General features: G+C 64.8%; 14 protein-coding genes and 2 tRNA genes. 10 read left to right on the top strand and 6 right to left on the bottom strand.

The features are described from left to right. Positions 1–8: 8 nt before the first annotated feature. The gene (locus OH491_RS17965) at positions 9–1295 is read left to right on the top strand and encodes an MFS transporter (protein WP_068770236.1); all 1287 of its coding nucleotides are present in this window, start codon (positions 9–11) and stop codon (positions 1293–1295) included. Positions 1296–1340: 45 nt separating this feature from the next. Here the strand turns inward: OH491_RS17965 and OH491_RS17960 are convergent, their stop codons facing one another. After that, entirely contained in the window at positions 1341–1664 is a 324-nt protein-coding gene (locus OH491_RS17960; protein WP_068771085.1) for an ArsR/SmtB family transcription factor, read from the bottom strand. Between the two features lie 95 nt (positions 1665–1759). On the opposite strand from OH491_RS17960, the gene OH491_RS17955 reads away from it, so the two are divergent. The 3 genes from OH491_RS17955 to OH491_RS17945 are packed head-to-tail and all read left to right on the top strand — an operon-like array spanning position 1760 to position 6377. Further along, entirely contained in the window at positions 1760–1996 is a 237-nt protein-coding gene (locus tag OH491_RS17955) for a YgaP family membrane protein (RefSeq protein ID WP_068770237.1), read from the top strand. A 35-nt stretch (positions 1997–2031) separates the two neighbouring features. Beyond that, positions 2032–3105, top strand: coding sequence for an efflux RND transporter periplasmic adaptor subunit (locus tag OH491_RS17950; protein ID WP_084442158.1), 1074 nt, complete (start codon positions 2032–2034; stop codon positions 3103–3105). Further along, positions 3102–6377: an efflux RND transporter permease subunit gene (locus tag OH491_RS17945; protein WP_068770238.1), complete on the top strand. Its 3276-nt coding sequence runs from the start codon at positions 3102–3104 to the stop codon at positions 6375–6377. The genes OH491_RS17950 and OH491_RS17945 overlap by 4 nt, the downstream gene beginning before the upstream one ends. Before the next feature lie 67 nt (positions 6378–6444). Here OH491_RS17945 and OH491_RS17940 read toward each other — a convergent pair. Then, positions 6445–6520: transfer RNA gene (locus OH491_RS17940), tRNA-Phe, on the bottom strand. A gap of 98 nt (positions 6521–6618) precedes the next feature. Next, positions 6619–6703, bottom strand: a tRNA-Leu gene (locus OH491_RS17935). 137 nt (positions 6704–6840) lie between these two features. Between OH491_RS17935 and OH491_RS17930 the strand changes: the two genes are divergently transcribed. From OH491_RS17930 to OH491_RS17905, 6 genes are all read left to right on the top strand, one after another. Beyond that, positions 6841–7761, top strand: a complete 921-nt coding sequence (locus OH491_RS17930; protein ID WP_068770239.1) for a serine O-acetyltransferase — start codon at positions 6841–6843, stop codon at positions 7759–7761. 378 nt (positions 7762–8139) lie between these two features. Continuing rightward, positions 8140–9489, top strand: coding sequence for a sn-glycerol-1-phosphate dehydrogenase (locus OH491_RS17925; RefSeq protein ID WP_068771087.1), 1350 nt, complete (start codon positions 8140–8142; stop codon positions 9487–9489). Between the two features lie 138 nt (positions 9490–9627). Then, the gene (locus OH491_RS17920) at positions 9628–10887 is read left to right on the top strand and encodes an MFS transporter (RefSeq protein ID WP_068771088.1); all 1260 of its coding nucleotides are present in this window, start codon (positions 9628–9630) and stop codon (positions 10885–10887) included. A gap of 167 nt (positions 10888–11054) precedes the next feature. Continuing rightward, positions 11055–12047, top strand: a complete 993-nt coding sequence (locus tag OH491_RS17915) for a glycerophosphodiester phosphodiesterase (RefSeq protein ID WP_068770240.1) — start codon at positions 11055–11057, stop codon at positions 12045–12047. Positions 12048–12178: 131 nt separating this feature from the next. Beyond that, positions 12179–13165 carry a sugar-binding transcriptional regulator gene (locus OH491_RS17910; protein ID WP_068770241.1) on the top strand — a complete coding sequence of 329 codons (987 nt, stop codon included), beginning with the start codon at positions 12179–12181 and terminating at the stop codon, positions 13163–13165. Between the two features lie 8 nt (positions 13166–13173). Next, the gene (locus tag OH491_RS17905) at positions 13174–13635 is read left to right on the top strand and encodes an RpiB/LacA/LacB family sugar-phosphate isomerase (protein ID WP_068770242.1); all 462 of its coding nucleotides are present in this window, start codon (positions 13174–13176) and stop codon (positions 13633–13635) included. Positions 13636–13759: 124 nt separating this feature from the next. Here the strand turns inward: OH491_RS17905 and OH491_RS17900 are convergent, their stop codons facing one another. From OH491_RS17900 to OH491_RS17890, 3 genes are all read right to left on the bottom strand, one after another. Beyond that, on the bottom strand, positions 13760–16810 hold the full coding sequence (locus tag OH491_RS17900) for a glycosyl hydrolase (protein ID WP_068770243.1): 3051 nt from the start codon (positions 16808–16810) through the stop codon (positions 13760–13762). A gap of 120 nt (positions 16811–16930) precedes the next feature. Further along, positions 16931–20029, bottom strand: coding sequence for a glycosyl hydrolase (locus tag OH491_RS17895; protein WP_068771089.1), 3099 nt, complete (start codon positions 20027–20029; stop codon positions 16931–16933). 247 nt (positions 20030–20276) lie between these two features. Next, positions 20277–24389 (bottom strand): glycosyl hydrolase, encoded by a 4113-nt coding sequence (locus OH491_RS17890; RefSeq protein ID WP_068770244.1) that lies wholly within the window; start codon positions 24387–24389, stop codon positions 20277–20279. Between the last annotated feature and the right edge of the window lie 120 nt (positions 24390–24509).

Genomic DNA, 24509 nt, shown 5'->3' with positions numbered 1-24509 from the left:
CATCCCTCATGCCTGTTTTCCAAAAAATCCTCGCCTCGATACGAACCCATCGCCGCTGGACCATCATCGGGCTGCTGTTCGGCGCGGCGGTGGTCAACGGGCTGGACCGGCAGACGCTGTCCGTGCTGGCGCCGACCTTGCGCGAAAAGCTCGGCTTCGGCTCCGTCGAGTATTCCTACATCGCCACGTCCTTCCTCGTCGCCTACACCATCGGCTACACGTTTTGCGGCCGGGTGCTCGACCGGCTCGGCGTGAAGCTGGGCCTCGCGATCGCGCTGGCCTTCTGGTCGCTCGCGGGCGTGATGCACGCCTTCGCCACGGGCTGGCTCATGCTGGCCGTGTGCCGCTTCATGCTCGGGCTCGGCGAGAGTTTCAACAGCCCGTCCGCCGTCAAGGCGGTGGCCGACTGGGTGCCCGTCCGCGAACGCGGCCTGAGCATGGCCATTTCCTCCAACGGCAACGTGATGGGCGCGATCCTCGCGCCGCCGCTGGTCTCGTTTGTCGCGATCAAGTTCGGCTGGCAGTGGGGGTTCATCGCGACGGGACTCGCGGGTTTTGTCCTGCTGGCGGTCTGGTGGAAACATTTCCATTCGCCCGAGAAGCATCCGGCCATCACGAAGGAAGAGCGCGAGTATATACAAGCCAACCGTCCGCAAACCACGATGGCGCGCCCCAAGGTCGCGATGTGGGCGCTGCTCGCGCAACCGATCTGCCTCGGCTTTTTCGTGACGCGCCTCATGACCGACTCGATCACGTATTTCTTTTCGTTCTGGCTGCCCGACTACCTGACGCATTCGCGCGGGTTCACCCTGGCGATGATCGGCCTCTTCGGCTGGCTGCCTTTTCTCGCCTCGGACATCGGCGGGCCGGGCGGCGGTGCGCTTTCCGACTGGCTGGTGCGGCGGGGCTGGAATTCGATCAAGGCGCGGCGGGCCATGATGCTTTTCGCGGCGTGCCTCATGCCGCTGGCCAACGTCGCCGCGCGCACGGACTCGGCCTGGGTGGCGCTGGCGTTGATCGGCGTGCTCCTGGCGGCGCAAAGCTGCTGGATGGCCAACCAGCTCACCTTGATCTCGGAAAGCGTGCCGCGCGAAAACGTGGGCACCTTGCTCGCGCTCTCCGCGCTGGGCGGGAGCCTGGGCGGCATCTGTTCCACGCTCCTGACGGGCAGAATCCTCGCGACCTACGGCTACGTGCCGGTGTTCACCGGCCTGAGCGTGATGCACCTGCTGGCCTTCGCCTTCCTCACGTGGTCGCAAGTCCGCCAGCAACGCCGCGACATACGCGCGGCGTGACGCCTGGACGGATTTCAGCGGCACGGACAAACGGAGGCGTTCCTGTCAGCCCAGCAGCTTCGCCCGGGCTTCCGCCTGCTTCCTGATGTTGCCGCAAACCGCCTCGCACATGTTGAAAATTTCCTTGTCGGAGATCGCATAGAAAACATTCAGCCCCTGCTTGCGGCGTTTGAGGAACCCGCTGGCGGTCAGGACCTGGAGGTGCTTTGAGATGTTTGCCTGGCTCGTGCCTTGCAACTCCACCAAGTCGGACACGGTCCGCTCACCCTCGCGCAAGGCCATCAGAATCTGCAAACGAACCGGCTCGCCCAAGGCGCGAAAGCGCTCTGCGATCAGCTCGATGGTCTGGGGCGGGAGATTTTTCGCCATGAAAGGAAGGGAAATTCCGGAAAACATGCTTGACAATCTTATTCTAAATATAGCCATATGGGAATATAGTCATTTAGTCAAACATAAATTCTCACATGAAACTTGAACACCGCATCCGCGTCCTCGCCGGCGCCATGGTCCTCGCCAGCCTCGCGCTCGGCCGCTTCGTCAATCCGTGGTGGCTGCTGCTCGCCGCATTCGTCGGCGTGAATCTCATCCAATCCGCCTTCACCGGATTTTGCCCGGCCGAAAGCATCCTCGCGAAACTCTTTCCCGGTGCTCCCGACGCCCGCCCTTGCGGGAACAACCGTAAACCGGATGGCGCCCGCTGATTTCCCCGCCCTGCCCCACCCTGCCATCGCCGCCCATGCAACGCCATCCCCTTGCCCTCACTGCCATGATCCTTCCATGCGTCCCGCTTCTTTTCCGCCCGGCACTTTCGGGCCGCGTCCTGGCCGCCGGCCTGGCGCTCACCCTGGCCGGTTGCAGCCGCGAGCGGCCCCCCGCTCCCGCGCTCCCGACGGCGGCCGTCCGCACCGCCGAAGTGCTCGCGGTCACCGAGGCGCGGAGCATCGAGCTGCCGGGCACGGTTCGCGCGGTCGAGCGCGCCGCGCTCGCGCCCAAGGTCACAGGCGCCGTCGAAAGCCTTCCGGTCGTCCTCGGACAGCCGGTGCGGGCCGGCGATGTCCTGGCCCGGATTTCCGCCAACGAGATGGGCGCCCGCCTCGCGCAAGCCGAGGCCAACCTCGGCCAGGCCCGCCGCGACCTCGAACGCGAAACCGGCCTGCTCGCGAAAAACATCACCGCCGCCGAGACCGTCCGCAACCTTGAGGATCGCGTGCGCCTCATGGAAGCCACCGTCGCAGAGGCCCGCGCTATGCTCGGCTACACCGTGATCACGGCGCCGTTCGACGGCGTGATCGCCCGTCGTTTCGTCAACGAAGGCGACTTCGCCACGGCGGGCAGCCCGCTCCTCGAAATCGAAAACCCGGCCCGGCAGCGCGTGGAGGTCGAGGTGCCCGAAAGCCTTGCCGCCATCCCGGTCGGCGCCGCCGCGCTCATCCGGGCCGGAGAGACCGAGCTGCCCGGGCGCGTCGCGGAAATCTCGCCGGCACTCGACCCGGTCGCCCGCACCCTGCTGGCCAAGATCGACCTGCCGGTCCGCGCCGCCGTGCGCTCCGGGCAGTTTGCCCGCGTCGCATGGCCGGCCGGCGAAGGCCGGGCGCTCGTCGTGCCCGCAAGCTCCGTCACCCCGTTCGGGCAGATGGAACGCGTCTTTGTCGTCGCCGGCGGAAAAGCCGTGCTCAGGCTCGTGAAAACGGGCGCCCGCCGCGGCGGGCAAATCGAAATCCTCGCCGGTCTCGCCGCCGGCGAGCAGGTCGTGACCGGCCCGGCCGCCGCCAGCCTTCGCGACGGCCAGCCGGTGGAGGTGAAGCCGTGAGCGCTTCCGCCCGCAACACCGCCCCCGGCGACGCGTCCCCGCGCCACGGTTTCGCCGGCCGGCTCGCCGCGTTGTTCATCGACTCGCGGCTGACGCCCATCGTCATCGCCGCCTCGATTCTCATGGGGGCCTTCGCCGTGCTCATGCTTCCGCGCGAGGAAGAGCCGCAGATCAAGGTGCCGATGATCGACGTCATCGTCTCGATGCCGGGCTCGACCGCGGCCGAGGTGGAGAACCGCATGACCCGCCCGATGGAAAAACTCCTCTGGGAGATTCCGGGGGTTGAATACCTTTACTCCACATCGAGCCCCGGCAGCGCGATGACCATTGTGCGCTTCAAGGTCGGCACCGATCTCGAAGCCGCTCTCGTCCGTCTCAACCAGAAGCTTCAGGCCAACTTCGACCGCATCCCGCCCGGCGGCAGCCGGCCGCTGGTCAAGCCGCGCACGATCGACGACGTGCCCGTGCTCGCGCTCACGCTCCACAGCGCGGCCCGCGATCACCTCCAGCTTCGCCGCCTCGCGGCGCAGCTCGACGACGAGATCAAATCCATCCCGCAGGTGGCCGAGACCACACTCATCGGCGGGGTGCGGCGCGCCGTGCGCGTGCAACTCGACCCCGTCGCCCTCGCCGCGCGCGACCTCTCCGTCACCCAGCTCGCGCCCGCGCTCCGGCAGGCCAACCGCCAGGCTCAGCTCGGCTCGCTCCCGACCGTCGGCACCGAGGTCCTGCTCGAAACCGGCGCCTTCCTGCGCGACGCCGCCGATGTCGGCGCCGTCGTCGTGGGTGTCTTCCAGCATCGCCCGGTCTATCTCCGCGATGTCGCCACCGTGCGCGACGCCTCCGAGGAACCGGCCAACTACGTTCTCTTCGGGTCCGGCGCCGGGGCGCCGGACGGCGGGCAAACCGCCGGCTTGGAGGCCGCCGTCACGCTCAGCATCGCCAAGCGCCCGGGCGCGAACGCCATCGATGTCGTTGACTCCGTCCTCGCCAAAGTCGACGCCCTCAAGGGCCGCCTCCTGCCCGCGGATGTCCGGGTCGCGGTGACACGCGACTACGGCCACACCGCCGCCGAGAAATCCAACGAGCTGCTCCTGCACATGGGCATCGCCGTCTTCGGCGTCGCGCTGCTCATTCTCTTTTTCCTCGGCTGGCGCGAGTCGCTCGTCGTCCTGCTGGCCATCCCGTCCACCCTCGCGCTCACGCTCCTCGTCTTCTATCTCCACGGCTATACGCTCAACCGCATCACGCTTTTCGCGCTGATCTTTTCCATCGGCATCCTCGTCGACGACGCGATCGTGGTCGTCGAGAACATTGTCCGCCACGTCCGCATGCCCGGCGCGGAAAAAAAGCCGCTCGTGCAGGCGGCGCTCGACGCGGTTGACGAGGTGGGCAATCCCACCGTGCTCGCCACCTGGGCGGTGATCGCCGCGATCCTGCCGATGGCGTTTGTCGGCGGCCTCATGGGACCCTACATGCGCCCGATCCCCATCGGATCGACCGCCGCGATGGCGTTCTCGCTGCTGATCGCCTTCACCGTCACGCCTTGGGCCGCGATTCGCGTCCTCAAGCGCCACTTGCACAAACCCGCCGCGGCGGCCGCCCAGGCGGCGGATCGCGATCACGCGCCCGACGACTGGTTCACGCGGCTCTATCACAAGGTCATGGAGCCGCTGCTCGACCATGCCCGGTGGCGCCGGGCGTTTGTCGCCGGCATCATCATGCTGCTGCTCGGGGCGATCAGCCTCGTCCCCTTCGGCGCGGTGAAGGTCAAGATGCTGCCCTTCGACAACAAGTCGGAGTTCCAGATCATCCTCAACACTGACGAAGGCTCCACGCTCGAGCACACCGCGGCCATCGCCCAGGAAATGGCTGCCGCGCTGCGCGACGAGCCCGAGGTGCGCGACTGCCAGGTCTACGCCGGCACCGCGTCGCCGTTCAATTTCAACGGCCTCGTCCGGCACTACTTCATGCGCCGCGGCCCGAATGTCGCCGACATCCAGGTCAACCTTGTCGGCAAGGATGAGCGCCCGTTGCAAAGCCACGACATCGCCAAACGCATCCGCCCCAAGATCGCCGCCATCGCGGCCAAGCACGGGGCGTCGGCCGCCGTGGCCGAGGTGCCGCCCGGCCCGCCGGTCCTGCAAACCCTCGTCGCCGAAATCTACGGGCCGACCGACGAAGCCCGCCTCGCCCTCGCCCGGCGCGTGCGCTCGGTCATGGAGCGGACCGCCGGAGTCGTGGACATCGATTGGTATGTCGAGGCGCGGCAGCCCAAGGTCCGCTACGTCGTGGACAAGGAAAAGGCCGCCCTCTCCGGCATCGCCGAGACCGACATCGCCCAGGCGCTCCAAATCGCCGCGCCCGGCCTTGCCGCCGACCTCCTGCATCTGCCCGATGAACGCGAGGACATCGCCGTCGTCATCGAGCTGCCGCGCGCCGCGAAAGGCCGGCCCGAGGACCTGCTTGCGCTCCGCGTCCGCAATTCCGCCGACCCGGCGGCTCCGCTCGTGCCCCTCTCCGAACTTGTCCGCCTCGAGCGCGTGCCGGGCGAGCGCAGCCTCTACCGCAAGAACCTCGTGCCCGTGACCTACGTCACCGCCGACGTTTCCGGAGCGGTGGAAAGTCCGGCCTACGCGATGTTCGCGATGAACCGCGAGTTGAAAAAAATCGACGCGCGTGAATTCGGCGGCGACTCTCCGAAGCTTGAGATCCTCAACATGGGCATGCCGTTCGACCCGCGGCGGCCCGCGATGAAATGGGACGGCGAGTGGCACATCACGCTGGAGGTTTTCCGCGACCTCGGCCTGGCCTTCGCCGCCGTGCTGGTGCTGATCTACATGCTCATGGTCGGCTGGTTCAAAAACTACGTCACGCCGCTGGTGGTGATGGCCGCCATCCCGTTCTCGCTCATCGGCATCCTGCCGGCGCACTGGGGCCTGGGCGCGTTCTTCACCGCCACCTCGATGATCGGCTTCATGGCCGGCGCGGGCATCGTCGTCCGCAATTCGATCATCCTCGTCGATTTCATCGAGCTGCGCCGCTCGCACGGGCTCTCGTTGCGCGACGCCGTGGTCGAGGCCGGCGCGGTGCGTTTCCGCCCCATGCTGCTCACCGCGCTCGCGGTGGTCGTCGGCGCGAGCGTGATCCTGGCCGACCCGATCTTTCAAGGCCTCGCGATCAGCCTCATGTTCGGCGAAATCGCCTCGCTGCTCGTCAGCCGCATGGCCGTGCCGGTGCTCTACTTCATGACGAATCGGCACACGCGCTGACCGCCGCCGCCCGGCATTTCCGGCCAAAAAAAACCGCAAAGACTTATGCAAGTCTTTGCGGTCAAAGTGGTGGCAAGACTCGGAATCGAACCGAGGACACGAGGATTTTCAGTCCTCTGCTCTACCAACTGAGCTATCTTGCCAGATATCAACCCATTCCCTTTCAGGGATGAGGACGCCGAACTTGGCCGGCGCGCATGGGAAAGTCAATGGGAAGGAACGCTGCCTCGCTTCTGAAAACTGGTGCTCAGGAAGGGACTCGAACCCTTACGCCTTGCGGCACACGCCCCTCAAACGTGTGTGTCTACCAATTCCACCACCTGAGCGTTTCCAGTAACGGGAAGGCGGAATAAGCAAGATGCGACGCGTCTTGTAAAGCCCGGAAATCGAGAATTTTCAAAATGGGTTTTGACCCTGCCCCCCGTCTCGTAAAAAACAACCCTCCGCATATGCGACGCTCTCCATGACGCACGACGACATCAAACGCGATCTGCTCGCCTCCTACGAAACCGACGGCGGCATCAACCACTTCGACGGCATCAACCTCCCGGGCGAGGAGTCCGTCAACCAGCTCGCGCGCGATTGCATGCACCTGCTTTTCCCCGGGTTTTTCGACGAAACCGGCGTCACCAAAAAAAACGTGCCCGCGCTCGTCGACTCGCTCCTCACCCGCATCGAGACGCGCCTGGCCGCCGAAATCGAAAAGGCCCTCCGCTTCGCCCGCGCCCCGCGGCCGGCCGAACGCGCCCGCGAGGTCACGACGGAGTTCCTCTCGCGCCTGCCCGCGCTGCGCCGTATCGTGCAAACCGATGTCGCCGCCGCCTACGACGGCGACCCCGCCGCCCGCAGCCTGGAGGAAATCATCCTCGCCTACCCCTGCGTGCTGGTCATCTCGCTCCAGCGCATCGCGCACATCCTCTACAAGCTCAACATCCCGCTCATCCCGCGCATGCTCACGGAATACGCGCACGAACGCACCGGCACCGACATCCATCCCGGCGCGGACATCGGCACGCATTTCTTCATCGACCATTGCACGGGCGTCGTCGTCGGCGAGACGGCGCGCATCGGCAACCACGTCAAAATCTACCAGGGTGTGACGCTCGGGGCGAAATCGTTTCTCACCGACGAGAAAGGCAACCCGGTCAAGGGCGTGAAGCGCCACCCCGAGCTGCGCGACAACGTCATCGTTTATCCCGGCGCGACCATTCTCGGCGGCGAGACGGTGATCGGCGAGAACACCATCGTGGGCTCGAATGTCTGGCTGATGCAGTCCATCCCGGCCAACAGCATCGTCTATTACCAAGGCGACGCGTCCTCGATCGTCCGCCCGCGCAAATCCAAGGAGGCGCTGCTGGAAGAGTTCACCGACTGGGTGATCTGACCGGCCGCCGCGCCGGCGCGTGCCGATTGCAATATACAATCGTGTCCAAGGATGTGGCATGAAGCAGTTCGACATGCCGCGCCGTCCGCCCGTGCCTTGAACCGCACTTGATATAACAAGACAACCCGCGCCAACCCGGGAAAGAACGGCGCGCCGGGCGGGATGGCGCTTGCCCGTCGGGCAACCCTGGCCAGCAGGCAATAGACCTGGGCGGAATAGTCCCATGCCCGGCCGCGCACGGGGAAGGCCGGCATCCGGCGATCAGCCGAATAGCTATTCGGTCATATTCATTTGACCATGATTTTCAGCTTCCCCCTCATGCGTTTCGATCCGCGCACCCCTTAATCGAAAGATGCGCCCCTCATTGCCATGAATCTCATGAACACGCCCACATCGCCGTCGGTTTCATTGCTGTTGTCAGAGGCGCTGCAAAAAGCGACGCAGACCCGCCGTCTGGAAATCGGGAAAAATGCATTACGGGAAACCGCCAATATACTTTTCAGCGAGCACTCCCGCCAGCCGGCCATATTGGTGGCCGATGAAACCACGATGAAAATCGCGGGTGAAAAAGTGCGTTCATCCCTTGGGCAAAATGGGATAAGGGTGTCCACTGGGATTATTTTCCCGGCTGACGGCCTTTACGCCGAATATGGTTTTGTCGAAAAACTGGAGGATGTATTCAAGCACACGCCGGGCATTCCGATTGCCATCGGCTCGGGCACCATAAACGATCTCACCAAGCTGGCCGCCCACAAAGCCGGGCGTGAATACATGTGCGTGGCCACCGCCGCCTCGATGGACGGATACACGGCGTTCGGGGCGTCAATCACCCGCAAAGGCTCCAAGCAGACATTCATGTGCCCCGCGCCTTTCGCGGTGGTGGCGGACATGGATGTGATTCCGGCGGCTCCCCAACCGCTTACCGCGTCCGGTTACGCGGACTTGCTGGCAAAGGTAACCTCCGGCGCGGACTGGATGCTTGCGGACGCCCTCGGCATCGAGGCCATCGACCCTGTCGCGTGGAGACTCGTGCAGGACACGCTGCCGTCCGCGCTTTCCCGCCCGGAAGCCGTGCGCAATGGTAACGCTGACGCGATACAGCGGCTGACCGAAGGGTTGCTCATGAGCGGATTCGCCATGCAATATATCCAATCCAGCCGGGCCGCATCCGGCGCGGAGCATCAATTCAGCCATCTCTGGGACATGCAGCATCACACCCATGACGGGAAAGCCCCGTCGCATGGATTCAAGGTGGGCGTGGCCACGGTGGCGTCCGGCGCCCTGTATGATTACATACTGCGCCAGCCCTTGGACGATTTGAACATCGATGAATTGGTCGCCCGCGCAAAAAGCCCCGGGGATATTGGCACCGAAATCATAAATGCCTTCGCCGATGTTGATATGGCGGAAAAAGCCGTCGAGGAATCGCGGGCAAAACTCCCCGATCGCGGGCAACTTCGCGAAAGGCTCGCCCTCGCCCGCCGGCAGTGGCCGGCCCTTTCCGGGCGGCTGCGCCGGCAACTTGGGGTTGCCGGCGACATCGCCACGCAGCTTGAGCTTGCGGGCGCGCCCTGCCGCCCGGAGCAGATCGGCATCTCCCGTGAACGCCTGCGGGCCAGCTTCAAGATGGCCTGTTATATCCGCCGCAGATATACGATTCTCGACTTTGCCACCGAGACGGGGCTGCTGGACGGCGCGCTGGATCACATGTTCGGAAACACCTCTTGATATATCAATCCGAACAACCGCCGGAGACCCGAAAAACAAATCCCGCAGATGTCCTCCTCCCCGCCAGACAATACCCCAGGCAAAGCGCCTTTTGCGCTCATCGCAAAAGCCTTCGCCCCGGCTCCGGCTGCGCCGCAAATGGCCCCGGAAAAAATCGCCGGCAGCCTCAAGTTCTGGCAGCGGCGGGTTTTGGTCAGCACCATTGCCGGCTATGCGGTGTATTATTTTGTGAGGAAAAATCTCGGGATCGCCATGCCCGCCATGGAACAGGAACTCGGGATCGGAAAAACGCAGCTCGGCTTGTTTCTGACTTTGCACGGCGTGCTGTATGGCGTCTCGAAATTTGCAAACGGCTTTCTGGGAGATCGCTGCAATGCGCGTGTCTTCATGGTCGCCGGGTTGCTCGCCTCGGCCGGCTTTAATCTTTTGTTCGGCCTGAATTCGGCGGCCGTCGCGCTTGGCTTGTTTTGGCTGCTGAACGGCTGGGTGCAGGGGATGGGATTCCCTCCCTGCGCCCGTCTGCTGACACACTGGTTCACGCCCCAAAAGCTGGTCACCCGAATGGCCGTGTGGAACATTTCGCACACCATCGGGGGCGGCTGCGCCGTCGTCCTTTGCGGCTATCTGGTCGTGATGGATTGGCGGCTCTGTTTTTATGTGCCCGCGGGCATCGCGGCGGTGTGCGCGTTGTATCTTTGGAAAACGCTTCCCGACACCCCCTCCTCGGTCGGCCTGCCCGAGGTCGGCCATGCGTCCGTGAAGGAAACGGCAGGAGCGCCGGGATTCGCGACGGTACTCAAAAAGAATGTTTTCGGGAACAAATATATTTGGATGCTGGCCCTGGCGAACTTCTTTGTATATACGATTCGCTACGCGGTTCTGGACTGGGGGCCGAGCCTGCTCACGCAGGCCAAGGGCATCGCGCTCACGCACGCGGGGTGGATGGTGGCGGGCTTTGAACTCTCCGGACTGGCCGGAACCCTGCTTGCCGGCTGGCTGGCCGACAGTTTTTTTGGCGGACGCTGCATACGGGTTTGCGTCCTCTACATGGCTCTGGCCGCGGTCGCCACGATCCTCTTCTGGCGCTGCGCGGGAGACTCCATGCTGCTGAACACAGTGCTGCTCGGCGCCATCGGCTTCCTGATTTACGGACCGCAGAGCCTCGTCGGGACCGCCGCCGCCAACCTCGCGACGAAGCATGCGGCCGCCACGGCGATCGGCTTCACCGGTCTTTTCGGATATGCCAGCACCGTCCTGTCGGGATGGGGGTTGGGCGCGCTGGTGTCCGCCAGGGGCTGGGATGCCGGATTCGCCGGGCTGGGCGCGGCGGCCGTTCTTGGCACGATGCTGTTTGCCATTGCCTGGCCCGCCAAGGCGCACGGCTACCAGGAACAATAAACAAATGCCCCGCCATTTTGCATGAATGAAAAACCCACCACAAAGGGCACAAAGAAGAAGCTGGAAGCCGCAAGTTAGAATCCAGAATTGGCGATTCCGCGCCACTGGTCTTGTTCTGTGTGCTCCTTCGTGCCCTTTGTGGTGAATAAAAACCACTCCCAACAACAATGAAACCATTCCCAAAAATCATAATCGCCCCCGTGTTTTTCGCATCCACGCTTTGGTTGTTTCCGGCGGAGGCGCCATCCGTCGAAAAAGCATGGAATATAGTCGATCATGTTCCGGTGGACAAGGTGATCGTGCAAAGCCATCGTGGCGCCGGCGTGCTGGCCGAGGAAAACACAATCGCCGCGTTTGAAACGGGCTGGTCCCTTGGGACCTGGCCGGAATGCGATTTGAGGACGACGCGCGACGGTGTCATCGTGACTTTCCATGACGGCAATTTCTCCCGTGTCGTCAAAGGCATCGCCCCCGAAATGGCAAAACTGGGAGTCAAGGATGTCACCTTTGAGGATCTCCTGAAGCTTGATGTCGGCGCCTGGAAGGGCGATCAGTTTTTTGGGCGCAAAGTATCCACCATTTCCGATGTTTTCAAAGTCATGCAAGACCGGCCCGGACGGCGTCTTTACATGGACATCAAAAGTGTCGATTTGCGACAGCTCGCCGGGGAGGTCATAAAATATAAGGTTGAAAAACAGGTCGTTTTCACGACATCCAGGCATCAATTGATCCGCGAATGGAAAAAACTGGTTCCCGAATCGGAAACGCTCCTGTGGATGCGCGGGGATGAGGAAGCGCTGAACAAAACCCTGAGGGAAATCCGAAAAACCGGGTTTGAAGGCATCACGCAGTTGCAGATTCATATCTTCCCCACAAAAACCATCGGGGAGGCGCTGGAGATGGCCGCCATACAAGCGGGCCGCCTTAAAACCACCATCGAACGCGAAAAGGCAAATCCCAACCAGTTTACTATTTCGGATGATTTTTTGAGAAAACTCGGCGACGAGTTGCGGACGCGGAATATCCTGTTCCAAACCCTGCCTTATACATCGGATACCAGCGTATGCTCCGATCTGTTCGACTTGGGGGTCGCCTCCATCGCGACGGATTATCCCGACGCTGTGCTGGCGGAGATTCGGAAATATTATTCCAGAAAATAGACCAACCGCGATTAGCATCCGGCAACCGATGAGATTTCGCAATCCCTGTTGCTTGCGCGGCATCCTGAAATAACACAATATGGGATATCGGGGAAAAACATAGCAGCCGTCCGTTAACATCATTTAGTGCCATGAGCCACGAATATCCAGATGAACAGGTCCGTTTTGTCGCGAAGCTTTATTATATCGACCACGTGAGCCAGCCCGAGGTCGCCCGGCTGGCGGGGGTGTCCCAGGCCAAGATCTCCCGGATTCTTGCCGAGGCGCGAAAGCGCGGCATCGTGCGCATTACCGTCGAGGAGTATGAGCCGCGCAACCGGAAGCTGGAGCAGGCGTTGCGCGGACAATTCGGGTTGGAAAGCGTCATCGTGGCAAAGACCGCCGAGCACGCGACCGGCGACGTGGCGCGCGCGACCGTCGGGATCATCGGCGCGCCGCTTGTTTCCGGCCTTCTTCCATCCGCGGGAATCATCGCCATCGCGGGCGGGCGGACCGTGAAGGAACTTGCGGATCACCTGCCCGAGCGCGATGGAAGGCAGCTGGTCGTGGTTCAGGCGATGGGCGGCATCGACTCCAGCATAAGCGAGGTTGACGCGATGGAATTGGGCCGCTCGCTGGTGCGGCGCTGGGGCGGCAGGTTTTTGACCCTCACCACGCCGGCGTTCGTTCCCAATCGCGCGGCAAGGGATTCGTTTCTCAGCTTCTCGCAAATCCAGGCGGTCTGGAGACGCTTCGACCATGCCGACGCGGCGCTGGTCGGCATCGGCGCGATGGGCGATTCCGCCTTTGTCGAGCGCGGTGTGCTGACCGCGGGAGACCTCAATGCACTCAGGCGAGGCGGCGCCGTCGGGGAGATATGCGGCCGCTTTTTCGACCATGAGGGCCGCGAATGCGACACGCCGTGGAAAAACCGGGTGATCAGCATGGATGTCTCCATGTTGCGCAAAACGCCGCGAGTCATTGCCATCGCGGTCGGCGCCGACAAGGCGCAGGCCGTCGCCGCCGCCGCGCGCGGAGGACTGATCAAAACACTCGTCATCGACGAGGCGGGCGCGGAGGCGCTGGCGAAGGAAAAAGCGCCGCGCCGCCGCCGTCCCGCCAAAAATAGAAAAATCTGAACGCCATCATGACAACAAAACCATCAATCATACTGGGCTGCGATGAAGCCGCCTGTGATCTTAAGAACATACTCAAGCAATATATCATGGAGCTGGGCCACGAGGTCGAGGATGCCGGCACGGACAACGGCGTTCCCGTATTATATCCCGACATCGCCCTCGCGGTGGCGGAGGCGGTTCGCACCGGACGCCATCCCCTCGGGATTCTCCTGTGCGGCACGGGCATCGGCATGGCCATGTCCGCCAACAAGGTCCCCGGCGTGAGGGCGGCCCAGGCGCACGATCCGTATTCGGCGGAGCGCGCGCGAAAAAGCAACAACGCCCAGATTATAACCATCGGGGCGCGGGTCGTCGGCCCGGAACTTGCCAAGATGATTGTCCGGAGTTTCCTGGCATCCGAATTTGAAGGCGGACGATCGTTGCCGAAAGTCGAGCGAATGATGCAGATAGAGCACTTGTATCGTTCTTAGGCGCTCTCGAGGTGCCGCGTTGCCCAAATAATTTCCCGTGATTACTCATTCACAAAACGATTTGGATGCGAATGGCGCGAATCGCACCCGCCTGTGTCCCTTCGGATTCGCTTGAGCGCCGCGGTCAGCGTTTTTCCTGCAATATCCGCACGGGGCCGATCAGGCCCGAGGGCAGAAGCGCGGCGTCATCCTTGAGCGGGATGTTGGTGCGGGTGAATTTTTGCGACGCCGGCAGGTATTTGTCGCCAATCAGGCGATTGGGCCAGAGATTCACGATGTCGATTTCGAGCACGTTGCCCGCGCGCCTGGCCGCGCCGGTGATGTCCACCCGCCACGGGGCCGTCCACACCGTGCCGAGCGGCGCGCCGTTTAGACGCACGGTCGCGAGGTTTTTCACCACGCCCAGATCGAGGAAGAGCCGGCGGCCCCCGGTCGCGCTCGCGCCGTCCTCCAGATCGAACTTTTTCGTATAGGTGACCGTGCCGGAATAATGACGGATGCCCTCGTCGCGATGCAGTGTCCAGTCCATCAAACTTGCAAACTCGACCTGCGCCGGGCCGCCCCACGCCGGGTCGAACGCGAGCGTCCACGCGCCCGAAATCTCCTGGACGGGCGCGAGCGACGGCATGTTGCAGGCGCCCGCAACGCGTTGCGCCGGCGCGGCGGTTTTCGCCGCGGCGGGTTTTCTGAAAACGACAAACAACGACTGGCGCGGCGCGAAGGCCAGCGGCACGACCGTCCGCGCGGGCAAACCACACGCCTCGCTCCCGCCGCCCTCGCTCCACCACTCGGCGGCTTCGCGGCGTTCTCCGGTGACCGGATCCCATATTTCCGGCTGCGCGCCCGCCGCGCGAAACACGCATGTGACACGGTCCTCCCGCGCGTTGCGATTGACGACGAACCAAATTTCCGCGCCGCCGCCCTCCCCCGCCCCGCCCGGCACCGTGCGATGAATCCAGTCGAGCGATCCCGCCGCCGTGTCGTATTCGAAGTCGGGATACACGCCCGCGTCCGCGAGCGCCGCGCGCTCGGTTTTTCCCCAGAGCACGCGCCCGCGTCCGCATTTGTTTTCCGTGCGCGCCCGTCCGTCGCAATCGCCCCACACCTCCGCCGCGATCGCGCGCACCTCGGCGTCGCATTGCGGATAGCCGGCCAGGCCGGGCGCCTGCGACGGACGCGGCCCGATCACCGTCGCACCGGCCCTCACCAAGTCGCTGATTTTCCGCGCGACCTCGACGGTCATGCGGTCGCTGTCCGGGAGCACGAGCACGCGGTAGCTCATGCCGTCGGGCAGCACGAGGCGCCCGTCCTCCGGCGACACCGACAGGCGCGTGAGCAGCGCATCGGTGCCGCACACGTCGTAGTCGTAGCCTTCGCCGAGGCCGGGCGGCGTGTGCCTGGGCTCGACGAGGTTCGGGGCCCAATCGCCGTTGTAGTAAAGCACGTCGGCCGCGAAAAGGCCGCTCTGGAGCAGGTGCTGGCAGCGTCCGATGTAGTCGAGAAACGCGCCCGCCTGATTCCACCACGTGATGTTCGGGTTGAAGTGCGTGCCCGCGCCGTATTCGTAGCCGGGCTTGCCGTCCTCGGGACGCGTGGCCGTCGAGGTGTGGAAAACAAAACGGTTGATGCCCTCGCAAAACGCGCGGTCGGCGGTGGGCTTGAGCGCCGCGGGATCGTCGCTCCAGTGCGCGAACGTGGTGAACGCCTCGGCGGAGGCCGTCCGCTTCCCGTAAACGTGCGCCGCGGTGGCGATCATTTTGCCAACCTGATTCTGGCCGTTTTGCACGAAGCGGTAGTTGTCCTGCCAGAACTCGCCCATCGGCCGGCTCACGCGCCCGAGATTTTTGAGCGCGTCCATGCACATCGTCGCCGACCAGCTCGGGCCGGCGGCCTCGGACTCCGCCTCCAGGCCGTGCTCGCGGCACAGTTCCTCGAAGCGCTTGTAATGCCCGTCGGCCATGAGATCGGCGACCGTGCGCCGGTAATCGTAGAGAAAACGGTCGGAGGCTTCCGCGCTGCCGACGATGCGGCCCGCGAAAACCGGCAGCCAGGGCGTGGCGTCATAGCCGCGATAACGGCGGAATTTTTCGAGCATCGACGCCGTCCAGTTCGGAAACCCGTCCTCGAAACTGTCATTGTGAAAATACCTCAGCGTCCCGTCCCTGCCCGCGCGCACGCCCGCGGCGGCGGTTTCCTCGAGGAAAATTTTTCCGAGGTGCGCGAACTGCGCCTCGACGCCCGCCTCGTCGAGCCAGTCAATCTCGAGGCCGTCCGCCTCGGGCAGCGCATAGGCGGTGCGCGCGCCCGTCATGCGATGCCCCGTGCGCAAAATCACCCAGCGGCCCGGCGGCACCTCCCATTCGAGACGCCCGTCCGCGCCGACCTTGTCCGTGAGGTCGATCACGTCGCGCGCCGCGAGCGGACGGTCGCCCGGCTCGGCCTTCCACGGCGCGAGCGGCGGCGCCATCACCTCCCGCACGAAAGCGTGGCTGCTCGCGTCGAGGCGGTTGCTTTTCGCCTGGAGCGCTTTCAGGCGCCCGCCCGAAAGCCGCACGCCCTCCGCCGCATCGGCCGGCTCGGGAAACGCAATGATCTTCGTGTCGCGGTAGTCGAGTTTTTCGAGCGGCAGGTCGACGTAGTCTTTTATGAACAACTGCCGCGCGCCGTCGTAGCCATCGCGGCCGCCCGGCAACGGCAGCGCGCCGGAAAATTTTTGCGGCCCCTCGACAACCAGTGACGATTGCAGGAACCAGCGCCCGGAATTTTCCGGCTGGATCCAGGGCCCGCCCATGCACCAGCCGGTGCTCAGGTTGACGCCCACCTCGATGCCGAGCCGTTCCGCCTCGCGCATCGCGTGACGGAAAAGCTCGCGCCACTCCGGCGACAGGAACGCCGGCCCCTTCGGAATCGGGCGCGTGCCGAAGCCGGTGGTGGAATTGATCAGGACCACGCCGCCGATGCCCTTGGCGCGAAATTCCTCAAGGTCGCGCGTGATGCCGGCCTTGTTGACGTTGCTGTTGAACCACCACCAAAACGTCGCCGGCTTGGCGGCGTCGGGCGGCCTGACGAAACCGCGCTCGAGCGCATCGGCGGATTGCGCGGTCGCACCCGAAAGCAAACAGGCAATCGCGGCGGCAAGAACACCGATGAATTTGCCGGGGATGCGTCGCGTCATTATATTATTTATTGGTTTTTATTGAACAGAAGGTGACAAAAGAAACAAAGAAGACCCTTTATCATATGCTCCCTTCGTCCCCTTTGTTTTCTTCTGTTATAATAGATCGTTCATCCAGTTTCACCATTTAGCCGACACCAGCCTCACCGGGCCAAGTAATCCCGATGGCAGCAGCGGCGACTTCGGGTCGGTGGGAATATTTGTCCTCGTGAGGCGTCTTTCCTCCGGCAGCGCCGCGTCCCCGACCAGGCGGTTGCGCCATTCGTTGACCACCTCGATTTCCAGCACGTTCCCGCCGCCCCGCAGGACGCCGGTGACATCGACGCGCCACGGCGCCGTCCACACGGTGCCGAGATCGCGGCCGTTGAGCCGCACGCCGGCGATGTCCCGCACCTCGCCAAGATCGAGCATGAGCCGGGCGTTTTCATCATCCGCGGCCGTGGCATCGTTTTCATAATCGAAATGTTTTATATACAACGCCGATCCGGAATAATGCTTGATGCCGTCCTCGGCGCGCATCGTCCAGTCCTCCAATCTCGCAAACTCGATTTCCGCCGGGCCGCCCCACGCGGGATCAAACTTCACCGTCCACGGGCCGGACAACTCGCGCACGGGCGCCTGCACGGGGAAGTTCCGCGCGCCCGCCTGCCTGGCAAGGCCCGACGGTTTTGCCGGAAACACGACAAAAAACGACTGGAACGGCGCAAACTCCAGCGAAAGCGCCGTGCGCCCGCGTTCCTCCCGGTGCGCGGCGGCGCGCATCGTGCCATCGAGCGGGTTCCAAATCTCGGGCTTGCGCCCGCCCACCCGAAAACTGCAATCCTGCGTCTGCGCGCGGCCCGATTGGTTGGCGACAAAATAGATTTCCTCATCCCCGGTGCTGCGGTGTATGAAATCCATCCCCGTGCCGCTCGCGTTCGCGACACCCGTCGCGCGGGCGGCGGCGTCCGCGTTCTCCGCGCAGGCGAAATCCGGGCCGACGCCGTCCTTCGCGAGAATTTCCCGCGGCGTGACGCCCCAATAGACGCGCCCGCGTCCGTGGCGGTTCATCGTGCGCGTTTTCCCGTCGCAATCGCCCCACACCTCGCGGGCCATCCGGTCCACCGCATGGTCGCAGCCGGGATAATTTTTCAGGCCCGGATCGCGCGCGGGACGAGGCCCCGACACCGTCGCGCCCGCCGCGACGAGCACCTTGATTTTTTCCAAGACCTCGACCGGCATGCGGTCGGTTTCCGGCAGCACGAGCAAGCGGTAGCTCATGCCGTCGGGCAGCACGAGCCGTCCGTCCTCCGGCGACACCGACAGGCGCGCGAGCAGCACCTCGGCGTTGCACGCGTCGTAGTCGTAGCCAAAGCCCAACGACGGATCGAGCTGCTTCGGCGGCACGATGTTCGGCGCCCAGTCGCCCGTGTAATATAAAACATCCGCGACAAACAGTCCCTGCCGCAATAAATGCTGGCAGCGCGCGATGTATTTCAAAAACGCACCCGAATGATGCCACCACGTCGCGTTCGGGTTGAAATGCGTGCCCGCATAATATTCATAGCCCGGCTTCCCGTCCTCGGGGCGGCTCGCCGTCGTGGTGTGCATGAAGAGCCGGTTGATTCCCTCGCAAAACGCGCGGTCCGCCGCCTGCTTGAGCATGCCCGGCGCATCCTGCCAGTGGCGGTTCGACGTGAACGCTTCCGCGGACGCCGTCCTGCGCCCGTAGATATGCGCGGCGGAAGCGACCATTTTCGTGACCTTGTTCTGGCCGTCCTCGAGGCGCGTCACGCCGTAGCCAAGCTTCGGGTCGAGGCCGCCCGGCTCCTCGTGCTGGCGGCCCACCCAGAACTCGCCCATCGGCAGGTCCGCGCGCCCGAGATTTTTCAACGCATCCATGCACATCGTGCCCGACCGGCTCGGCCCGGCCGACTCATGCTGCGCTTCAAGGCCGAGCTCATGGCATTTTTCCCCGAAATAGGCGTAATGCCTGTCGGCCATGCAATCGGCGACGGTTTTTCTATAATCATGCAGGAACCGGTCCGATATTTCTGCGCCGCCGATTATGAAACCATTCAACACCGGCGTGTAGGGACGCGGATCGTAGCCGCGCCGTTTCTCGAATTCCTCCAATATGCTTTCCGTCCAGTTCGGAAACCCGTCCTCGAAGCTGTCGCTGCAGAAATACTGCAGCGTGTTTCGTCCGTTGACCTTTCCGCCTTCCAGAAAGACACGCCCGAGTTTTTCAAATTGTATATCGACCGGCTTGCTTGCGAGCCAGTCAACCGACAGGCCGTCGGCCTCCGGCGGCGCGATCATGAGCCGCGAGCCGGTCATGCGGTGCCCCGTGCGCACGATCACCCAGCGGCCCGGCGGCACCTCCCAGTCGAGCCGCCCGTCTGGGCCCATGCGGGAGGTCAGATCGACCACGTCGTCCGGAGCGACCGGCTTGTCGTCAGGGTGCGCCGCCCAAGGCGCGAGCGCCGGCCCCATCACGTCGCGCGCCCGCGTGAAGTTGCTTGCATCCCGGCGGTTGGTTTTTGCCGGCAAACGTGCGAGCCTCTCCTTGTCGCCGATGCGCGCCGCCTCGCCCGCCTCGTCACGGAATGCCACCACGCAGGTGTCGCGATAATCCAGCTTTTCGAGCGGCAAATCTATATAATCCTTGTAGCCGGGCGGATTGAAAACCTTGTCGTAGCCGTCGCGGTTGCCCGGAAGCGGCAGCGCGCCGGTGAACTTTTGCGGCCCCGTCACGACCATCCGCGACTGTAAGAACCAGCGGCCCGAATCGCGCGGCCCGATCCATGGTCCGCCCATGCACCAGCCCCCGCTCAGGTTTACGCCAAACTCGATGCCGAGCCGGTCCGCCTCGCGCACGGCGTGCTTGTATAAATCCATCCACTCTTCCGACAAAAACGCGACGCCCTTGCGCCTGCTCTCCCTCGGGCCGAGGTTGGTGGAGTTGACGAAAAGCACGCTGCCAATGCCCTTCGCCGCAAACTCCTCCAAGTCGCGCGTGATGCCCGCGCGGCTCACCTGCCCGTCGAGCCACCACCAATAACCGCCCGGGCGCGCGGAATCCGGAACGCGGGCAAACGCCTTCGCGAGTTCCGGGGCGTCCGCGTCGCCAGCGACCGCTCCACCGGACTCCGGCACTTTTGCAAACAACCCGGTTTGGCAAACCGCGAGCGATGCACCCGCCAGCGAGCCGATTTTTATAAATTCCCTGCGTTTCATGGTGACGGTGTTTTGTGATAGGAAATATTTATTCAAATTACGGTTCTGATCCTGGACCAGAATTAATAAATCCGGCTTTTTGATAAAGGGTATTCTACATTGATTCCCGCCATTTTGGATGGATGCGAAGGGAGGAGCCGGGGTGAAAAATATCTTTCTCCTTTATGTCCCGGCTCCTTTCATCCTGGTGCCCGCTGGAGATGTTTTGCGCGACCGCAAAACATAGGATGCGGGGCCGGGGTCATCGTCATCGCGGACGCGAGACGGCCCTCGCGACAGGCTGGATGACGACGGGACCCAGCAGGCCGGAGGGCGGGAGCGGCGCATCTTTTTCATAATGTTTCCACGTGGTGAAGGTAATCCGCCCGGCGGGACTGCGCTCCCCGCGCAAAAACCAGTCCGGCCAGGCTTTCAGGGCGAAGCCACGGCGGCGCGGCACCCGCGTCCACTCGCGGTCAGACGGAAGCAGCTCGTCGCCGACCAGTCGGTTCACCCACGTGTTGGTGACATCGATTTCAAGCGTGTTGGCCCCCGCGCGCGCCACGCCGGTGACATCGACGCGGAACGGAGGCTTCCACAGCACGCCGAGGTCGCGTCCGTTCAGGCGCACCCGCGCGATTTCCCGCACCACCCCCAGATCCAGCCAGAGGCGGCGCACCTCGCCCGACAACCCGGCGGGAAGCTCGAAGTCCGCCATATATGTGGCCGTCCCGGAAAAATACCGCACGCCCGGCTCGGCGTGTCCGCTCCACGATGCCAAATCCGGCAGCACAATCTCCGGTGGCGCGCCGCGGCCCTCGGGGAAATGCAACCGCCATGGTCCCTCCAGCCGCAGCGCCTCCGGCAGCGGACCGGTCTCGAACACAACCGTGCGCCCGTCGGCGCGCCTGCCCTCGTGCCGCCCCGCGCCGGCGAGCCATGCCACGGGTTCACCGCCGTCCACGGAAAGCCCGCCCGGCGCGAACATCCGCGCCGCGGACGCCGTCTTTGCCACCCCGTCCTCCACCGGCGGAGCCTCCGCCGCCCGCACCGGCGTGGAGCGCATGAGCGCGAGGATCTCCTGCTCGCCCAGGGCACGGTCAAACAATTGAGGAACGGAGTGCTCGCCCTTGAATTTTCCCGCGGCTGCGTCGCGCCAGGCGGGGATGTAGCCGCGTGCGTCCCGCAGTGACTTCAAGCCCGTGCGCGCCAGGCGCCCGTTGACATAGAGACTCGGGCGACCGTCCTGCCACACCACCGCGACATGCGTCCAATCCGTGATGGACGCCCGGTGCACGAGCACGGCGGGGAAATGAAACGCGCCGTGCTCAAGCACGCAAATGACATTGCGCCCCACGGCGAGGCCCGTGCCCGCGACCCCCGGCTCGCGAAACGTTTCCGCGCCCTGCGGTGGATGGAGCAGGTCGTTGCGCGCAACGTGCAGCGCCGCCGTGCCCCCGAAATCTTCGGGCGGCACATCCATCTCCGCCCCCGGCTTCACCCATGCCGCGAGGGTGAACGATCCCGCCGTGCCGCGCGGCGCCGCGCCATCGCCGGACGCGCCGCCGCCGGCCAGGGGACGCCCCGCCCTCGCGTCCGCGAATCCCGCGACGGAGACCAGCCGCGACGCCTCCGCCAGCCTGTCCCTTGCAAACACGACAAAAACCGACTCGCGCGGTCCCAGCCTCAACGGCAGCCGCACGCACCCTTCCCCGCCCACGGTCTCGCAATCATACACCGGAGCGGCCTCCATCGCCCCGGTCTCGGGCCGCCACAGCTCCGGACGCAGCCCGTCCACGCGGAACGACGCCACGATGTCCGCGGCCTCCGGCTCCAGATTGGCCACGAAATAGATCTCGCGTCCCGGAGTCGAGCGGTGGATGTGGCGCACGCGCGCGGCGGCCCCATTATCGTATCCGTTTAAAGAATACGAAAAGTCCGGGCCGGCCAGCACCTCGCCGGGCTCGCAACCCCGGATCACGCGCCCCTTCCCGAAGGCCCGCACGCGCACGCGCGCGCCGTCGCAATCGCCCCACAGTTCCGCCGCGAGCGCGCGCACCTCGTCGTCGCACGCGGGATAATTCTCGAGGCCCGGCGCGCGCAACGGCGGCTCGCCGAGCACCGTCGCGCCGTCGCGCACGAGGTCGCGTATGCGGCGCAAAAGCGTGGGCGTCATCAACCGCTGCCGCGGCAGCACGAGCACGCGGTAGCTCATGCCGCCGGGCAGCACGAGGCGCCCGTCCTTCACGGACATGCGCTCCAGCACGACCTCGGCGGAGCAGAAATCATAGTCGTGCCCCGGCGGCGGAGCGGGCAGCACCTCGGCGCGCAGCGGCGGGTTTTTGATGCCCTCCTCGTCCTGCAAATAGCACAGGTCCGCGACAAAGGTCCCCTGGCGCAGCATGTGCTGGCAGCGCGCGAGGTATTCGTGCCACGGGCGGGCGGCCTGCCCCCACCACGTGGCGGTGCGTTCGTATTCCCAGCCCCACGGGCCCATCGTCATGCCCGGCTCGCGTCCGTCCGTCCAAGGCTGCATCGAGTAGCGGTGCACGATGAAGTGGTTGATGCCCGCGCAAAACGCCGCGTCGCCGACGGCCTTGGCCGCGTAGGGGTGCAGCCGGTGGCGGCTTTGCAAATCGGAGGCCGTGAAAGCCTCCGCCCCGATGACCGTCCGCCCGTAAATGTGCCCGGCGGAGGCCATCGCCTTCACGCTCGGGTGCAGGTTATCCGGGTCGGGGCCCGCCCAGAACTCGGCCACCGGCAGGTCGGCCCGGCCCGCGTAGGACAACGGATCGAAGGGACCGTTGCGGTAGCCTTCGAGGGAAAAAATCCGCCCGTGCCCGTGCGCGAGCGCGGCCATGCGGCCCGCGTAGTTTTCGTTGAGCAAGTCCGAGATCGTGCGGCGCATGTCCCACAGGAAGCGTTCGCTCAACGCGGCGTCGCCGACGGCGCGCCCCGTGAGGACCGGCAGCCACGGCAGCGGGTCGTAGCCGCGCAGCCTCCGGAACTCCTCGCGAAAGCGCGGCGTCCAGTTCTGGTAGCCCACCTCCCAACTGTCGATGTGGAAGCCGGCAAACGTCTCCGCACCCGCGCCCGCCGCCTCCGCGTCGCCGACGAGCTTCCCGAGAAAGCCCTCGAAATGCCCGTCGAGCGCGTCGGCGCTGAGCTTGTCCACCTCCAGCCCGCGCGCATCGGCGGGCGCCGGGTAATTGGTCTTGCCCGTCGAGGTGCGGCCGAGGCGCAGGATCGTCCAGTCGCCCTCCGGCACCTCCCACCGCAGCCTCGGACCGCGAAGGAACGGCGAAAGATCGAGTATCTTTTTCTTGGATACAACCAGCCCCTCGCCGGCGGCGGGCGGCTCCTCCGGCGAGGCCGCGAGCCCGAGCCCGGACTTGGCGGCGTGTCCGTCAATCCTGAACGCCGACGATAGCGCGACCTCGTCCACGCGCAGGCCGTCGAGCGAGGCATCGTTGCCGCTGAGGACCACGCGGAAAACCGCCGCGCGCACGGGCGCGAACACCCTGGGCGCGGCGTTGGCCTCCGCTCGCGCGACCTCGCGGAAAACGCGCCCGTCGTCGGACGCCTGCAACTCGCACAGCACGCGGCCCGCCCCGCGTTGCGCGAAGGAGACCGCGACCTCGAACGCGCACGCCTCGAACGGCCCGGGGAAGTCCAGCCGCGCCAGCGGCCACTCGCCGCGGTTTTCCGGGCGGTCCAGGAGCACGCCCGTGGTTTTGTCGCCGTCGATGAGCACGGCGAGTCCGCCGCCCGCCGCCGTGTTCGTTGTGAGCACGGGCCGGAGATCACGCACCGCGCGCGTCTCCGCCGCCGGCGTGGGAAACGCCAGCACGGCGATGTCCCGGTAAAAGTCCCTGACGGTCTCCGGCTGCTCCAACTCGCCGTCGAACACGCGCGGGCCGGTCACGCGCCGCTCCGTCCACACCACTTTTTGCATGGAGTTTTCCGGCGTGTTCCAAGGGCCGCCCGAGCCGGTCCAGCCGGGGTCGTTGTTCATGATGAGCCCCAGCCCGAGCCGCTTCGCCTCGGACGCGGCAAAGGCGAACATCGCCCGCCACTCCGGGGTCATCATCCGCACCGGCCCCTTGGGCACGCCTTGGTCAACCTCCATGATGAGCACGCCGCCGATGCCCGCACTCCGCATCGCCTCCAAATCGGCGGTGATGCCCTCGCGCGTGATGTTGCCGTCCGACCAAAACCAGAAGACCCACGGCCTCGCCTCGTCGGGCGGGGTGACGAAATCCTGCTCAAGCGACGGCGGCGCGGCGGCGCGGACCGGCGCGACGGGAAACGCGGACATCGCGAGCAACAGGCAGGCGGGCAGGACGACACGGACGGACAGGGCGGCGGCGAGAGATTTCATGGAAAGGAAATTAGGAACAGGCATGTGGCGAGGGGCTAGAGATCCGCAGTCCACGTTCCGGAACCGCCCCACGGGCCGGCAATCCGTGCCACGTTTTGGAGGGCGACAGTCCGGGCGGCG

It is taken from the genome of Termitidicoccus mucosus, from assembly GCF_038725785.1.
GTDB lineage: Bacteria > Verrucomicrobiota > Verrucomicrobiia > Opitutales > Opitutaceae > Termitidicoccus > Termitidicoccus mucosus.
The sequence above is the reverse complement of the archived record's forward strand: the minus strand, read 5'-3'. Positions and strand labels throughout refer to the sequence as shown.